This is a genomic window from Corallococcus terminator (genome assembly GCF_003611635.1).
Classification (GTDB): domain Bacteria; phylum Myxococcota; class Myxococcia; order Myxococcales; family Myxococcaceae; genus Corallococcus; species Corallococcus terminator.
In genome coordinates, this window is sequence record NZ_RAVZ01000293.1 from 1 (window position 1) to 12850 (window position 12850).

Annotated in this window: 16 protein-coding genes; 4 read left to right on the top strand and 12 right to left on the bottom strand. The window is 68.2% G+C overall.

What is annotated here, in order from left to right; translation table 11 throughout:
• The first annotated feature begins 127 nt into the window (after window positions 1-127).
• A complete protein-coding gene (locus D7V88_RS31540) occupies window positions 128-1648 on the top strand; it encodes an Hsp70 family protein (RefSeq protein WP_120544329.1) in 1521 nt (506 codons plus the stop codon).
• A 113-nt stretch (window positions 1649-1761) separates the two neighbouring features.
• On the opposite strand, the gene clpX is transcribed toward D7V88_RS31540, so the two are convergent.
• The 3 genes from clpX to D7V88_RS31555 all read right to left on the bottom strand — a co-directional run bounded on the left by clpX (window position 1762) and on the right by D7V88_RS31555 (window position 4862).
• The gene (gene clpX, locus D7V88_RS31545; protein WP_120533042.1) at window positions 1762-3039 is read right to left on the bottom strand and encodes an ATP-dependent Clp protease ATP-binding subunit ClpX; all 1278 of its coding nucleotides are present in this window, start codon (window positions 3037-3039) and stop codon (window positions 1762-1764) included.
• A 224-nt stretch (window positions 3040-3263) separates the two neighbouring features.
• Window positions 3264-3902 carry a hypothetical protein gene (locus D7V88_RS31550; RefSeq protein ID WP_120544330.1) on the bottom strand — a complete coding sequence of 213 codons (639 nt, stop codon included), beginning with the start codon at window positions 3900-3902 and terminating at the stop codon, window positions 3264-3266.
• Between the two features lie 45 nt (window positions 3903-3947).
• Window positions 3948-4862, bottom strand: coding sequence for an AgmX/PglI C-terminal domain-containing protein (locus D7V88_RS31555; protein WP_120544331.1), 915 nt, complete (start codon window positions 4860-4862; stop codon window positions 3948-3950).
• A gap of 235 nt (window positions 4863-5097) precedes the next feature.
• On the opposite strand from D7V88_RS31555, the gene D7V88_RS31560 reads away from it, so the two are divergent.
• Window positions 5098-5751, top strand: coding sequence for a tRNA pseudouridine synthase A (locus D7V88_RS31560; RefSeq protein WP_341870733.1), 654 nt, complete (start codon window positions 5098-5100; stop codon window positions 5749-5751).
• A gap of 31 nt (window positions 5752-5782) precedes the next feature.
• Here the strand turns inward: D7V88_RS31560 and D7V88_RS31565 are convergent, their stop codons facing one another.
• From D7V88_RS31565 to D7V88_RS31605, 9 genes are all read right to left on the bottom strand, one after another.
• Window positions 5783-5947, bottom strand: a complete 165-nt coding sequence (locus D7V88_RS31565) for a ribbon-helix-helix domain-containing protein (protein WP_120533031.1) — start codon at window positions 5945-5947, stop codon at window positions 5783-5785.
• Window positions 5948-6008: 61 nt separating this feature from the next.
• A complete protein-coding gene (locus tag D7V88_RS31570) occupies window positions 6009-6566 on the bottom strand; it encodes a hypothetical protein (RefSeq protein ID WP_244238499.1) in 558 nt (185 codons plus the stop codon).
• Window positions 6563-7462 (bottom strand): ATP-dependent sacrificial sulfur transferase LarE, encoded by a 900-nt coding sequence (larE, locus tag D7V88_RS31575; RefSeq protein ID WP_120544332.1) that lies wholly within the window; start codon window positions 7460-7462, stop codon window positions 6563-6565. Before larE ends, D7V88_RS31570 begins: the two co-directional genes overlap by 4 nt.
• 91 nt (window positions 7463-7553) lie before the next feature.
• Complete coding sequence (gene cysC, locus D7V88_RS31580) at window positions 7554-8339, bottom strand: adenylyl-sulfate kinase (protein ID WP_120544333.1); 786 nt, start codon at window positions 8337-8339, stop codon at window positions 7554-7556.
• 157 nt (window positions 8340-8496) lie between these two features.
• Window positions 8497-8961, bottom strand: coding sequence for a M67 family metallopeptidase (locus D7V88_RS31585; protein ID WP_120544334.1), 465 nt, complete (start codon window positions 8959-8961; stop codon window positions 8497-8499).
• A gap of 6 nt (window positions 8962-8967) precedes the next feature.
• On the bottom strand, window positions 8968-9594 hold the full coding sequence (locus tag D7V88_RS31590) for a HesA/MoeB/ThiF family protein (protein WP_120544335.1): 627 nt from the start codon (window positions 9592-9594) through the stop codon (window positions 8968-8970).
• Between the two features lie 7 nt (window positions 9595-9601).
• On the bottom strand, window positions 9602-9874 hold the full coding sequence (locus D7V88_RS31595) for a ubiquitin-like small modifier protein 1 (RefSeq protein ID WP_120544341.1): 273 nt from the start codon (window positions 9872-9874) through the stop codon (window positions 9602-9604).
• Between the two features lie 2 nt (window positions 9875-9876).
• On the bottom strand, window positions 9877-10116 hold the full coding sequence (locus tag D7V88_RS31600) for a sulfurtransferase TusA family protein (protein ID WP_120544336.1): 240 nt from the start codon (window positions 10114-10116) through the stop codon (window positions 9877-9879).
• Window positions 10104-10880: a HesA/MoeB/ThiF family protein gene (locus tag D7V88_RS31605; protein WP_120544337.1), complete on the bottom strand. Its 777-nt coding sequence runs from the start codon at window positions 10878-10880 to the stop codon at window positions 10104-10106. The genes D7V88_RS31600 and D7V88_RS31605 overlap by 13 nt, the downstream gene beginning before the upstream one ends.
• Before the next feature lie 133 nt (window positions 10881-11013).
• Here D7V88_RS31605 and D7V88_RS31610 point away from each other — a divergent pair, with 133 nt between their 5' ends.
• Window positions 11014-11439: a hypothetical protein gene (locus D7V88_RS31610; protein WP_120544338.1), complete on the top strand. Its 426-nt coding sequence runs from the start codon at window positions 11014-11016 to the stop codon at window positions 11437-11439.
• Window positions 11440-11530: 91 nt separating this feature from the next.
• Entirely contained in the window at window positions 11531-12823 is a 1293-nt protein-coding gene (locus D7V88_RS31615) for a sensor histidine kinase (protein ID WP_120533040.1), read from the top strand.
• Window positions 12824-12850 lie beyond the last annotated feature (27 nt).

The window sequence follows — 12850 nt, forward strand, 5'->3', positions numbered from 1 at the left end:
GCCCGGGGAGGCGGGCGTCGGGCGATCGGCGGATGGTAAGCGATTCGCGCACCCGGGACGGGTGAGATACGGTCCCGGGTGCTTCTCCTCGGAACCACGGAAAAGCCCCACCCGGAGCCCACACGCGATGCACAAGGAGCCCATCATCGGCATCGACCTCGGCACGACGAACTCGTGCGCGGCGATCGTCGAGGACAGCGGGAACGTCAAGCTCATCCCCTACAAGGGCGGCGAGTACACCATCCCGTCCATCTTCGCCATCGACGACAAGGGCAACGAGCTCATCGGTTTCGAGGCGAAGCGCCAGTGGCAGCTCAACCCGCGCAACACCGTCTACGGTGCCAAGCGCCTGGTAGGCCGCGCCTACGGCAGTGATGTCGTCGACACGATGAAGAAGGTCGTGGCGTACAACATGCGCCCCGGCTTGAAGAACGAAGTCACCCTGGACGTGGGCAAGCGGGAGTTCACCCTCCAGGAGATCAGCGCCAAAATCCTGGGGAAGATCCGCGAGGTCGCCTCCAACTACCTGAAGATGCCGATCAAGCGGGCGGTGGTGACGGTGCCCGCCTACTTCAACGACCGGCAGCGCCAGTCGGTGAAGGACGCCGGCAAGCTCATCGACCTGGAGGTGGTGCGCATCATCAACGAGCCCACCGCGGCGGCGCTCGCCTACGGCGTGGGCAAGGGGCTGGCGGAGAAGGTCGTCATCTACGACCTGGGCGGCGGCACCTTCGACGTCTCCATCATTGAAATCCGCGACCGCGTCTTCGAGGTGAAGTCCACCGGCGGCGACGTGTTCCTGGGCGGCATCGACTTCGACAACGCCATCATCCACCACGTCCTCAAGGACTTCGCGGCCAAGACGGGCATCGACCTGGCCACGGATCCGGTGGCCATGCAGCGCATCAAGGACCTGGCCGAGCGCACCAAGATTGATTTGTCCGCGCGCGAGGAAGTGCCCTTCAACATCCCCTTCATCACGATGACGGCGCAGGGCCAGCCCCTGAACATCGAGATGAAGTTCACGCGCAAGATGCTGGAGCAACTGACAAACCAGCTCGTGGACCGCAGCCTCCAGATGGTCGCGCGCGTGCTGGTGGACTCCGGCCTGTCCACGAAGGACATCGACGAAGTGATGCTCGTGGGCGGCCAGACGCGCATGCCCATCGTGCAGGACCGGCTCACCAAGTTCTTCGGCAAGCCGCCCAGCAAGGGCGTCCACCCGGACGAGGCCGTCGCCATTGGCGCCGCGCTCTATGCGCACTCGCTCCAGGACGACACCAACCTGCGCATCCAGTTGTTGGACGTGATTCCCATGGCCATTGGCCTGGAGCGCGGCGACGGCGGCTTCCACGTCGTGTTCCCGCGCAACGCGTCCATCCCCAACGCCAAGCAGCTCCTGGCCACCACCAGCGTGGACAACCAGACGGAGCTCGCCATGCGCATCTACCAGGGTGACCACGACGTGGTGGCGCGCAACGACATGCTGGGCGAGTTCACCTTCTCCGGCATCCCGCCGTCCAAGGCCGGCACGGTGAACGTGGAGATCATCTTCGACGTGAACGTGGAGGGCATCCTCACCATGAAGGCGAAGGACCCCGTCTCCGGCCGCGAGATGAAGACCACCGTGCGCGTCACCCAGAGCTGACACGGAAGGGCCCGTGCCCGGAGCGCTGTCCCGGGCACCAGAAACACCACGGCGCCCCTGCCAATGAAGGCGAGGGGCGCCGGGTGGGAAACACCGACCGCTTGGGGGAAACCTCAGGCGGTCTTCTTTTCCTTCTCCATGACGATCTGCGGAGGCTCGTGCTTGGTGATCACCTGTTCGGTGATCTTGCACTCCTTGACGCCCTCGCGGAACGGCACGTCGTACATGATCTCCAGCATCGCGTCCTCCATGATGGCGCGCAGGCCGCGCGCTCCGGAGTGACGGCGCATCGCCTCGCGGGCGATGGCGCGCAGCGCTTCCTTGGTGAAGGAGAGCTTCACCTTCTCGATCTCGAACATCTTCTGGTACTGCTTCACCAGGGCGTTCTTCGGGATCGTGAGGATGGTGACGAGGTCATCCTCCTTCAGGTCGTTGAGCGTCGCGATCATCGGCAGACGGCCGATGAACTCCGGGATCATCCCGAACTTCATCAGGTCTTCCGGCTCCGTCATCGCCAGGAGCTCACCCACGCTGCGCTCTTCCTTGTGGGTGATCTTCGCGCCGAAGCCCAGGCCCTTCTCACCCACGCGGCGCTTGATGACGCCGTCGATGCCGTGGAAGGCACCGCCGCAGATGAAGAGGATGTTGGTCGTGTCGACCTGGACATACTCCTGCTGGTTGTACTTCTTGCCGCCGCGCGGGGTGACGTTGGCGCGGGTGCCTTCGATGATCTTCAGCAGCGCCTGCTGCACGCCTTCGCCGCCCACGTCGCGGGTGGCGCTGGGCATGTCACCCTTGCGCGCGATCTTGTCGATCTCGTCGATGTAGACGATGCCGCGCGCCGCCTTCTCCACGTCGTAGTCGGCGTTGTGGAGCAGGTTCTGGATGATGTTCTCCACGTCCTCGCCCACGTAGCCGGCCTCGGTGAGGCTGGTGGCATCCGCGATGGTGAACGGAACGTTGAGGAAGCGCGCCAGGGACTGCGCGAGCAGCGTCTTGCCGGAACCCGTGGGGCCGATGAGCAGGATGTTGCTCTTCTGCAGCTCCACGTCCTCGCCGGTGGGGCTCTTCACGCCAGGGCGTGGCCGGGCGGCGGGCTTCTTCTGGTAGATGCGCTTGTAGTGGTTGTAGACCGCGACCGAGAGGACCTTCTTCGCCTGGTCCTGACCGATGACGTAGTCGTCGAGGAACGCCTTGATCTCCAAGGGCGTGGGCAGGCTGACCTGGGGCTTGCCCTCCTCGCGTTCGTTCTCGTCCGCGATGATGTCGTTACACAGCTTGATGCACTCGTCGCAAATGTAGACCGTGGGTCCGGCGATGAGCTTCCGGACCTCGCGCTGCGACTTGCCGCAGAACGAGCAGGACAGGTTGACGTGGTGCTCCTTCTTCACTGCCGCCTCCGAGTTCGCCAGGCCCCGGTGTACCCGGAGCCTTCTCCGCCGACCACCGCACTCCGCCACCCTCGAAACCGCCCACGTCTCAGACGGCTCCAGGCCCACCTGCTACAGGCCCTTGACCCACTATAGGGCCCTCCTCCCCAGGCAGGAAGCCCGGTGGAGGTGGCCCCTTCGCGGAGCGTTCAGCCCCGGTCAGGTCGGTGTTGGATAACAGCGACTCAGGCGTCCGTCACGCTCGACGCGAGCTCTTCGACATCGTCCGCCAGGGCGGCCGCCCGCTCGGCGACAGCGTTCGGCACCCGACGGCTTCCCGCGAGCTCGGAGGCGAGCTTTCGCGCAAGCTGCGCCAGTTTCCGCACCTGGAGGCTCTCCGGGGGCGGTTCGGGCGGCGGACGGGGGAAGCGCTCGGTGAACTCCTTCTTGAGTTCCGTGGGCGACTTCTCCGGGCTCCAGATGCTGTCGCGCAGCGACTTGTACTCGGTGGGCGACAGTTGCCCCCGCTCCTCGGCGTCCGCCAGGACTTCCACCACTTCGAAGGCGGGCGCCTTCTCGGGGAATTCCTGTTGCTGGAGCTCTTCGGGGGCTTCGTGCTTGGCCAGGAAGCTGAACGAGCGCGTGAGCTTCAGCGCCGTCTGCTTCTTGATGTGCAGCTCCTTGAGGCAATAGGCCTCGAAGGTGGCGTGACCCCACTCCTCATACTTGGCCTCGTCCCGGACCTGGACGAGCAGCTTGCCCAGCTCCGCCCAGGTGGACTTGAACTTCTTGGCGGCCACGAGGACGGTGTGGCGGAACGTTCCCGGGGGAACGCTCAGGGCCTTCTTCGAGATCTCGACTTCGGCGACGGATGCGGCGGACATGCCCTTTCTATCGGGCACGTCCGGGGGGTGGGCAAGAAAGTCACCCTACCCGCGCTTGCCGATATTGAACGAAAGCCCCACGGTCGCGCGCTCGCCGTCGTAGGACTTGAAGGGCCACTTCTTCAGCTCCGTGAAGAGGCAGTCGTAGAGCGGGCCCTGCTTGAACTGGGGGTTGTCCACCCACAGCTTCGCGACGCGGCCGTCGTTGCCGATGACGAACTCCATCGGAATCTTCGCGGCCAGGCCCGGCGTGCGCTCGGCCTCTTCCTTGAAGCAGCGGAAGAGCGTGTTCCGGTTGCCGGACACGACGCGGTTGATGGCGCCCTGGTCGAACTGCTGGGCCATCTCCAGGCCGTCGGGATCCGTGGAGACACTGCCCGTGCGGGGCGGACGGCTGGTAGCGCTGGCCACGGCGGTGCCCGCAGGCTTCGCCGTCGTGCCGGTGCCGGTGCCCGTACCAGGAGCGCGGTCCGGACGGCGTGGGTCATTGGAGGGATAGGCGAACAGGTCCTCGTCCCCGGCGCGCGACTGGGCCAGCCGGATGGTGGGCGGGTCCATGGTGATGCCGTCGCCCTCCTCCTCCGCGCCGAACCAGCCGTACACGGCCGCGTTGCGCGCGATGTACCAGCCCGCGACGCCCAGGAGCAGCGCCACGCCGGCGGCGACCCCGCCCAGCACCTTCACGCGGCGTTGGTTCTTCGCCTGCTCCACGAGCATCGTCGCGGCGACGCGGCCCTGGGCCTCGTAGCGCGCGATGTGCACCTGGAAGGCGGCGGTGTCCCGCAGCGTGCGGAAGTCCCGCTCGCCCGCGGGCGCCACCGGGCTGTCCGGGGTCAATTCCCCCGTGTAGAGCTTTTCGACCACCTGGGACCCGGTGATGGGCCCCAGCACCAGGTCGCCCTGGCGGAAAAGCCACTGCGCATCACTGTCCACCGCGAGTTCTTGTTGTCCGGCCAGCATTCGCGCGGGAGTATCGTGTGTCTCCCCGCGCCATCGCAACGCCGTGGCAAAGACTCCTCCTCGACGAATTCCCGCCGTACTGTGGACTTGGTACCGCGGCGGAAACTTCCGCGGCTTCCAGCGCCAGGTAGAGGGTCCGACCGTCCAGGATGCCCTGGAGGACGCCCTTGCCCAGGCTGGATCGCCCGCGACGGTGATGCCGTCGGGCCGCACGGACCGGGGAGTCCACGCCCGGATGCAGGTCATCAGCCTGCGCCTGGATGAGGACGTGGCTCCGGCCGAACTGCCCCAGCGGCTGTCGCCGTTCCTCTCCCCGGACGTGGGCCTGTGCGTCGCGAAGCGGCCGCCGGGGTCCTTCCATGCGCAGTGGAGCGCGAGCGGGAAGGAGTACCGGTACCGGCTGACGTTGGGCGCGCCGCCGTCGGAGGCGTGGCGGCCGTATGCGCTGGACGTTCCAGCGGACGCGACACTCCAGGGCGGGCGCGCGGTGACGCCGGAGCGGCTGGAGGCCTTGCTCGCCCGCGCCGTGGGCACGCGGGACTTCACCGCGTTCCACGAGCGCTCGAGTCCCCAGAAGGCGCGCACGTTGGCCTCCGCCACCCTGCGCGAGCGGGGCGGTGGGCTGTACGAAGCATGCCTGGAGGGAGATGGCTTCGCGCGCTACCAGGTTCGGTACCTGGTGGGCAGCGCGCTGAAGGTGGCCGCGGGGCTCCTGTCCGAGGAGCAATGGCACGCGGCGTTGGATGCGGGCACGTCCCTGGCCGGCTTCAAGGCCCCGGCGCATGGGCTGGTGCTGTGGGAGGTCCGCTATCCTTCCGCGGTGGACCCTTTCGGGCCCGGCGAGCGCCTCCATCCGCCCGGTCTGCCCGACTCGCCCCCCTTCACTTGAAGGGGCGTCGGGATGAAGCGCGGCGCTCTTTTCAGTCCACGAAGCGCGCTTCGTACTTCGCCAGCAGGTCCGAAATGGCCTCCCGCAGGTATTCGCTCTGACGGATGCGCGTGGCGCGCGACAGCTCCTTCAGGGCATCGAGCTTCTCGCGGTTGAGACGAAACACGACCGAGGTGAGGCGGGGATTCATGTCCAAGTGCGCGACCTCCTACAGATGCGCACACCATCTCACAGAGTCGGACATCCGCAAGAATTTCTCACGATGCCGAGCCTACCGGGATGATCCACTGAAGCCCGGTGAAGACCTCGGTGTCCGCGCGCAGTCCGGAGCCGAACCCGAAGGTGAATCCGAGCCCGCCGTACAGCGCGAAATGATCCGAGAGGGTGTGTCTGGCGCCGAACCCTATGCGAGGCCCCAGCCACGGCCCAGAAATCGGACGCACGGAAGCGCCGAGATCAAAAAAGGTCTGCCAGGACTCGGATCCGAAGACGCTGCGGTAGCCGCCGATCAGCGCCAGTTCCTCGCCCGGGCCCCCGCCGCTGCTGCCCCGCACGAGGAGGAATACCTCGTCCTGGTCGTAGCCGACGGTGAGCCCCACACCCAGATCCAACTGCGCGGCGAAGCCGGACGCGGTGGCGCTGCCGCTGATCCGCTCCGTGTACGTGGCGCCGGGCCCCGCGAAGAGGATCAGCGAGCGGCGGTGCGCGTACGGGCCGTCGTCCACGTATTCGGCGGCGACGGCGGGCGCGGCCCCCAGGATCAGCAAGAGGCTGGGGGCGCGGATCAGGAAGGACGGACGGCGGAGGGCCTTCACCCCACCACCGGGAGCGGGAAGCCCTCGGTCTTCCCCTGCCCTGCCGGCTGGGGGGTGATGCCGGCGGCCTCGTTGAGCCGGCCGGAGCGGAAGGGCTCCAGATCCAACGCCACGAACTTGAAGCCCAGCGACTTGAAGGCTCCGTTGATCCGCTCGCGCACGGCGGCTTCGAAGAAGCGCGGGTACTCCACGCTGTCCAGTTCGATGCGCGCCACGTCCTGGTGGTAGCGCACGCGGAACTGCCGGAAGCCCAGGGTGCGCAGCTCCGACTCCGCGGCGGCGATCTGCAACAGCCGGTCGCGCGTCACCGACGTGCCGTAGGGGATGCGCGACGCCAGGCACGCCATCTGCGGCTTGTCCCAGGTGGGCAGCCCCAGCGCGCGGCTCCACGCGCGGATCTCATCCTTCGTGAGCCCGGCCTGTGCCAGGGGCGACACGACCTTGTGCTCCTTGGCGGCCTTGTGGCCGGGGCGGTGATCCTTGAAGTCGTCCGCGTTGAAGCCGTCCAGCACCACCGACAGGTCCAGCTCCGCGCGCTTCGCCTCGCAGAGGTCGTACAGCTCCGTCTTGCAGAAGTAGCAGCGGTTGGTGGGGTTGGCGGCGTAGTTGGGGTTCGCCAGCTCGTTGCTGGAGACGACGACGTGACGGGCCCCCAGACGTCCGGCCAGCTCGCGCGCCTCCTGCTCCTCTTCCGGGGCGACGGAGGCGGACAGCGCGGTGAGGGCCAGGGCGCGCTCGCCCAGCACCTCCACCGCGACCTTGAGGACGAAGGTGGAGTCCACGCCGCCGGAGAACGCCACCAGGGCGCTGCCATGCGCGCGCAGGGATTCACGCATCGCCTCCAGCTTGGGGCGGGACGCGTCACACAGGGCCTGGATCTGCTCGGGGCTCAGCATGGGGGAACTCCTAAAACGGAAGGGCCCCGGATTGCACGCGCATCGCGCACGCAACCAGGAGCCCTTCGCGAAAGAACGACGGATTCAACGACTACTTGGCCTTGCGCTTGACGGCCTTCTTCGCGGCCGGAGCCGGCTTGCCCACGCGGGCGGCGCGGGTGGCCGGACGCGCCTTGGCGCCCTTGGAACCCTTGTCCGCCTTGGGGGCCGCCACCTTCGCCGTCTTGGCGCCCTTGGCACCCACCATGCGAACCGGAGGATCCTCTTCATCCTCGTCGCGGCGGGCCTTCTTGGGCAGCGGGTTGGCCTTCATCTTCTTGCCGGTGATCGTCTTGAGCTCGTCCGTGGACATCAGGCCGAGGTCCAGGAGCGCCTGGAAGATCTTCGCCGCGCCGTCCTCCACCGACTCCGTGTCGGAGTAGATGGTGACTTCGGGCGAGTTGGGCGGCTCGTACGGCTCCGTGATGCCGATGAAGTTCGGAATCTCTCCGTTGAGCGCCTTCTTGTAGCGACCGGTGGTGTCGCGCTCGATGAGCTTCTCCGTGGGGCAGTCGACGTAGACCTCCACGTACTTGCCCACCGCGCGGCGCACCTCCTCGCGGCTCGCCTTGTAGGGACTCACGCAGGGAACCAGCGCCGCCACGCCATTGCGGCTCAGCAGGTTGGCCACGAAGCCCAGACGGCGGACCACCGTGTTGCGCTCATCCTTGGAATCGCCGATGCCAGCCCACAGGTCGTTCTGGAGATCGCCCTCGTCGAGGATCTCCACGTTGCGCCCGACCTGCCGGAGGCGGGCCGCGATGTAGGCAGCCGTGGTGCTCTTTCCGGTCCCGGACATGCCGGTCAGCCAGAGGGTAAAGCCAGTGTTGGGGGCCATAAGGGTTCAAACTCCCTGCGTCCGGAGCGCTTCTTGCACGCGGCATGGGACGCGGCAGATCCAATAGACCGCTGCTTTATAGACGAAAACCCACTGACTTGACAATTCGGACCCACCTTTCCGCAGGTGGGGGTTCCAAGCGATCAAGTGCCTGCCCTTACAAGGGTTTTTCAAACCTGAAATCCGGCAGTGGGATCGGAACTCCCTGAAAATCGCCATCCATCCACTGAGAGGATGAGGCAGAGGTCGCCCTTCCCCCGTGGATGGAGATCACCTCATACGACACACCCGGCAGAAGTAGGACACCTCCTGGAGCGGCCTGTCGGCGGTCCTCGGCGGAGAAGGTGGCGGCGGTGTCGATGTGGGAGTGGAAGACGCTGACCAGGGTCTCCCGCCGGATTTCCGCCTCCAGGCAGACCCGGAGCCACGCGTCCGGGGCGAAGGCGTAGGCGATGCGCGGGGTAGGAGAAACGTTGGGCAGCGGCACGACGCGCCAGGGGCCCTCCTCCCCTTCCCCATGCTCTCCTTGGAGGATCACGCCGCAGCCCTCGTGGGGCCATGCGGCCTCCAGGTGGTGGATCATCCGGGCGAGGACCTCCGGTGGGAAGGCGGCGCCACGCATGGTGGATCAGGGCTTCGCGGCCTTGCAGCGCGAGCACTGGCGCGGCTCCAGGGCCGCCACCGCGCCCGGGGCGCTCAACCACCGGCCGCCCAGCGACGGGCCCATGCCCAGCCGCAGCCGCTGGAACACCAGCGCGCCCAGTGCCCCCAGGGCCACGCCCAGGGCTCCGTCCGGCGGCGTCCCCAGGTGGCGCACCGTTTCACCGAAGCACCAGACGCACCCGTCGGCGCCCCGGAACACCACCGCGCCGCGCGCGCCATCACCGCCCAGCGCGACCCAGGGCGCCTCGCCGCTCCACGCCGCGGGCAGCTCCGCGAGCAGGCCGCCCCCGGGTGTGCCCGCCGCGTCCGGATTCACCTCCGGCACCACCTGCGCCAGCATTGCGTCCACCGGCCGGCCCACGTCGTGCGCCGAGGCGAGAAACCCCGGCGACCAGGGCCCCATCGTCAGCCCGCCCACACCCGTCACCGGCGTGCCTCCTCCGGCCAGGTACGCCGTCGCGGTGAGGCCGGACGCGCCCAGGCCGTCCACCCGCGCGCCGCCCGACAGCAGGGCCTCCTGCCCGCGCCCGCCCACCTCCCTCAGGAGGATCTGCCGGGAGTAGCGCAGGATCTGATCCTCGCTCAGTGCCATGCGGCCTTCAGCCTCCCGCCATGGCGGGGATGAGGGTGAGCCGGTCCGCGTCCTTCACCGGGGTGTCCAGCGACTGGAGGGCGCGCACGTCCTCGTCGTTGAGGAAGATGTTCACGTACCGGCGCACCGCCCCGCGCTCATCCAGGAGCCGGGTGCCCATGCCGGGGTAGCGCGCGTCCAGGTCGCTCAGCACGTCGCGCACGGTGGCGCCCGTGGCCTGCACTTCGGATTGGTTGCGCGTCAGCGTGCGCATGGGGGTGGGAATTCGAACCGTGGCCATGATCACTTCCCCTGCTTTCGAACCAGCAACCGGTGGGTGCCGTCAGCGCGCGGCTCCAGCGACACCACCTCGTGGCCCTCGTCGCGCGCGCTGCGGGGCACGTTCTTCAGGGGCTCCTCGCCCTTGAGGAGCACCTCCAGCAGCGTGCCCGTGGGCAGCGACTCCAGCTTCAGCTTGGTGCGCACGTAGGTCATCGGACACACCTCACGGGTGATGTCCAACGTCGCCGTCATGTCGGGCATGCGGTGTCCTCCTGGGACGAAGGGAACGGGGGCAGCGACTGGATGCCACACCCCGGACAGTCCGGCGCGCGCGTCACCTTCACCGTGCGCCCCTCCAGCGTCGCGCCGTCGAGCACATGCAGCGTGGCCTCGCCGCGCGTCCGGCCCGCGGCGCCCGCCAATAGCTCCAGCGCGAGCAGCGCCTGCACCGCGCCGATGAGCCCCGCCATCGAGCCCAGCACGCCCGCCTGCGCGCACGTGGGCACCGCGTCCGCCGGGGGCGCGTCCTCATAGAGGCAGCGCAGGCACGGCCCACCCGGATCGACGCGCAGGGCCTGTCCCTGCATCCGCAGCACGCCGCCGTACACCAGGGGCACGCCGGTGAGCACCGCCACGTCCGACAGGAAGAACTTGGTGGCCACGCCGTCCGTGGCATCCACCACCAGGTCGTGCGCGCGGAAGAGGGCCTCCGCGTTGTTCGCGTCCAGCCGTTCGGGCAGGGCCTCCACGCTCAAGGTGGGGAAGGCCCGCAGCAGGCCGGCGGCGGCGGATTCGGCCTTGAAGCGGCCCACGTCCCCGGTGCGGTGCCAGAGCTGGCGGTGCAGGTTCGTCACGTCCACCCGGTCCGGATCCACCAGCGTCAAGTGGCCCACCCCACCCTGCGCGAGCGCCAACGACGCCGGACAGCCCAGGCCGCCCGCCCCCACCACCAGCACGCGGGAGCGCTCGATGCGGGTGGCGTGGGGAATGCGTGCGTGGTGGTCGGTATCAGGGTGGCCGTGCATGGGACTGGTGCTCCGCGAGGATCGAACGAATATGGTGCGGCGACTCCACGTCTGGACTCCAGGACGTTCCCGAAGCCTTCACACCGTTGTCGCCACCGCCGCCGTCACAAGCGGCCCTCACCAGCCAGGACATATGAAAAACCTGACCGGCGCGCTCGTGTTTTCCACCCTCCTGTCCCTGGCTGTCGGCTGCCACAAGAACACCGGCGAGAGCCCGGACGCCGCCACCCAGACGGGCACCGTCCGCGAGGAGCTCAAGTCGGGCACCTCCGACGGCACCCAGCCCACCGCCGAGGCCGGTACCCCGGACTCGGGGGGAACCACTGCCTCCAGCTTCGATTCGGGCGCCAGCGACCGGCTGGCCCTGGAGTCCTGCGTGGACGGCTGGCTCAAGTCCCACAAGCTGGACCGCTACGGCAGCAAGGAGGGCACCATGTACGCGGGCGGCACGCCCCTGTTCGACGAGCGCACCGGTGAGAGCCGCGACCGCCTGGAGTTCGTCTTCAAGCAGCAGCCGCAGGCGAAGGCGGCGTGCGTGGACGCGGGCGCCGGCAAGTAGCGCCCGCCCCCGCCCTCGCCCGGCAGGCAAGACGACGGATTGGCTCCGGGAATTCCGCTCCCTGGGGAACGTCCCGTAAGCTGCCGGGCGCATGGACAGCGAGCTGAGAGACGGCGAGCAGCACCCGGCCCACGACCTGCGGGCCCGCGTCCGCGCCGTCCTGGAGCGCCGCAACCTCACGGACAACGTGTCCGCGGAGCAGGCGGCCGCCTCCTGGGAGCAGGACCGCTTCGTCGCCCGGGCCCGCGCCCTGTTCTACGCGCGGATGATGTTCCTCACGTTGGGCCTGCTCATCCTCGCGGTGCCCGCGTGGAGCGGCTACTTCGGCTTCAGCGGCCCCATCTCCTTCGTGGGCTACTTCGCGATGCTGCTCTACAGCGTCGCGAACCTGCTCGTCATCGACCACCCGAAGGCGGGCCGGTGGGTGACGTACCTCACGCTCTGCTTCGACCTGCTCATCACCGTGGTGCTCATCGCCCGGCCCCAGGTGGGCGGCGGCCTCCAGAGCCCGCTGCTGGCGACGCAACTCCTGTTCACCACGCTCTTCGCCATCCTCTTCCCCAAGCCGCTGGCCATCCTCCCGCCGCTCCTGGCGCTGCCTGTCACCACGCGGCTGGATCTGCTGTTGGACCGGTCCGTGACGGCGGTGGAGCTGCTCACGCTGCTCTGGTACCTGGGCCTCAACTTCATCATCGTCTACGTGCTCGTGTACCTGAACGAGCGCGAGGCCACCGCGCACCGCGAGGTGGTCTCCCTGCAGGGTGACTTGAAGGAGCTGGCCGTGGTGGAGGAGCGCAACCGGCTGGCGCGGGAGATCCACGACGGGCTGGGCGCATCCCTGTCCTCCATGATCATCCAGGCCGAGTACATCCTGAACATGGCGATGGCGCGCGAGGACGACGGGCTGCGCTCCGAAATCCGCGAGATGAAGGCCACCGCGGAGGAGTCCATCGAGGAGCTGCGCCGCAACCTGCGGATGATGCGCGACGACTTCGAGCTGGCGCAGGGCCTGGAGGACTACGTCAAGACGTTCCGCGACCGCACCGGCCAGGAGATCCGCTTCGAGCGCACGGGCCTGACGCGCAAGCTGCCGCCGGACGCGCAACTGGCGCTGTTCCGCATCCTCCAGGAGTGCCTGTCCAACGCGGCGAAGCACGCCGAAGCGAAGGAGGTCCAGGTGCGCCTGGACTTCAGCGCCGAGGGCGTGCACCTGGTGGTGCGCGACAACGGCAAGGGCTTCGACCCGGGCCGCACGCCGCGCGGACACTACGGCCTGCTCAACATGCGTGAGCGGGCGATGAAGCTCGGTGGTTCCATCGTGGTGGACTCGGCGCCCGGCGCTGGCGCCCAGGTGGCCTTTTCCCTTCCCTGTCTTTCAGCCTGACGCACCCGGAGCCCCGCCCCGTGGACC

What these genes read in the sequence shown, in the direction of transcription:
- D7V88_RS31550 (WP_120544330.1), bottom strand. Translation starts at nt 3,902, where the DNA reads ATGTCCGCCGCATCCGTCGCCGAAGTCGAGATCTCGAAGAAGGCCCTG.
- D7V88_RS31595 (WP_120544341.1), bottom strand. Translation starts at nt 9,874, where the DNA reads ATGGCCACGGTTCGAATTCCCACCCCCATGCGCACGCTGACGCGCAAC.
- D7V88_RS31615 (WP_120533040.1), top strand. Translation starts at nt 11,531, where the DNA reads ATGGACAGCGAGCTGAGAGACGGCGAGCAGCACCCGGCCCACGACCTG.
- larE (WP_120544332.1), bottom strand. Translation starts at nt 7,462, where the DNA reads ATGCTGAGCCCCGAGCAGATCCAGGCCCTGTGTGACGCGTCCCGCCCC.
- D7V88_RS31610 (WP_120544338.1), top strand. Translation starts at nt 11,014, where the DNA reads ATGAAAAACCTGACCGGCGCGCTCGTGTTTTCCACCCTCCTGTCCCTG.
- D7V88_RS31555 (WP_120544331.1), bottom strand. Translation starts at nt 4,862, where the DNA reads ATGCTGGCCGGACAACAAGAACTCGCGGTGGACAGTGATGCGCAGTGG.
- D7V88_RS31590 (WP_120544335.1), bottom strand. Translation starts at nt 9,594, where the DNA reads ATGGCACTGAGCGAGGATCAGATCCTGCGCTACTCCCGGCAGATCCTC.
- cysC (WP_120544333.1), bottom strand. Translation starts at nt 8,339, where the DNA reads ATGGCCCCCAACACTGGCTTTACCCTCTGGCTGACCGGCATGTCCGGG.
- D7V88_RS31585 (WP_120544334.1), bottom strand. Translation starts at nt 8,961, where the DNA reads ATGCGTGGCGCCGCCTTCCCACCGGAGGTCCTCGCCCGGATGATCCAC.
- D7V88_RS31540 (WP_120544329.1), top strand. Translation starts at nt 128, where the DNA reads ATGCACAAGGAGCCCATCATCGGCATCGACCTCGGCACGACGAACTCG.
- D7V88_RS31560 (WP_341870733.1), top strand. Translation starts at nt 5,098, where the DNA reads ATGCAGGTCATCAGCCTGCGCCTGGATGAGGACGTGGCTCCGGCCGAA.
- D7V88_RS31605 (WP_120544337.1), bottom strand. Translation starts at nt 10,880, where the DNA reads ATGCACGGCCACCCTGATACCGACCACCACGCACGCATTCCCCACGCC.
- D7V88_RS31600 (WP_120544336.1), bottom strand. Translation starts at nt 10,116, where the DNA reads ATGCCCGACATGACGGCGACGTTGGACATCACCCGTGAGGTGTGTCCG.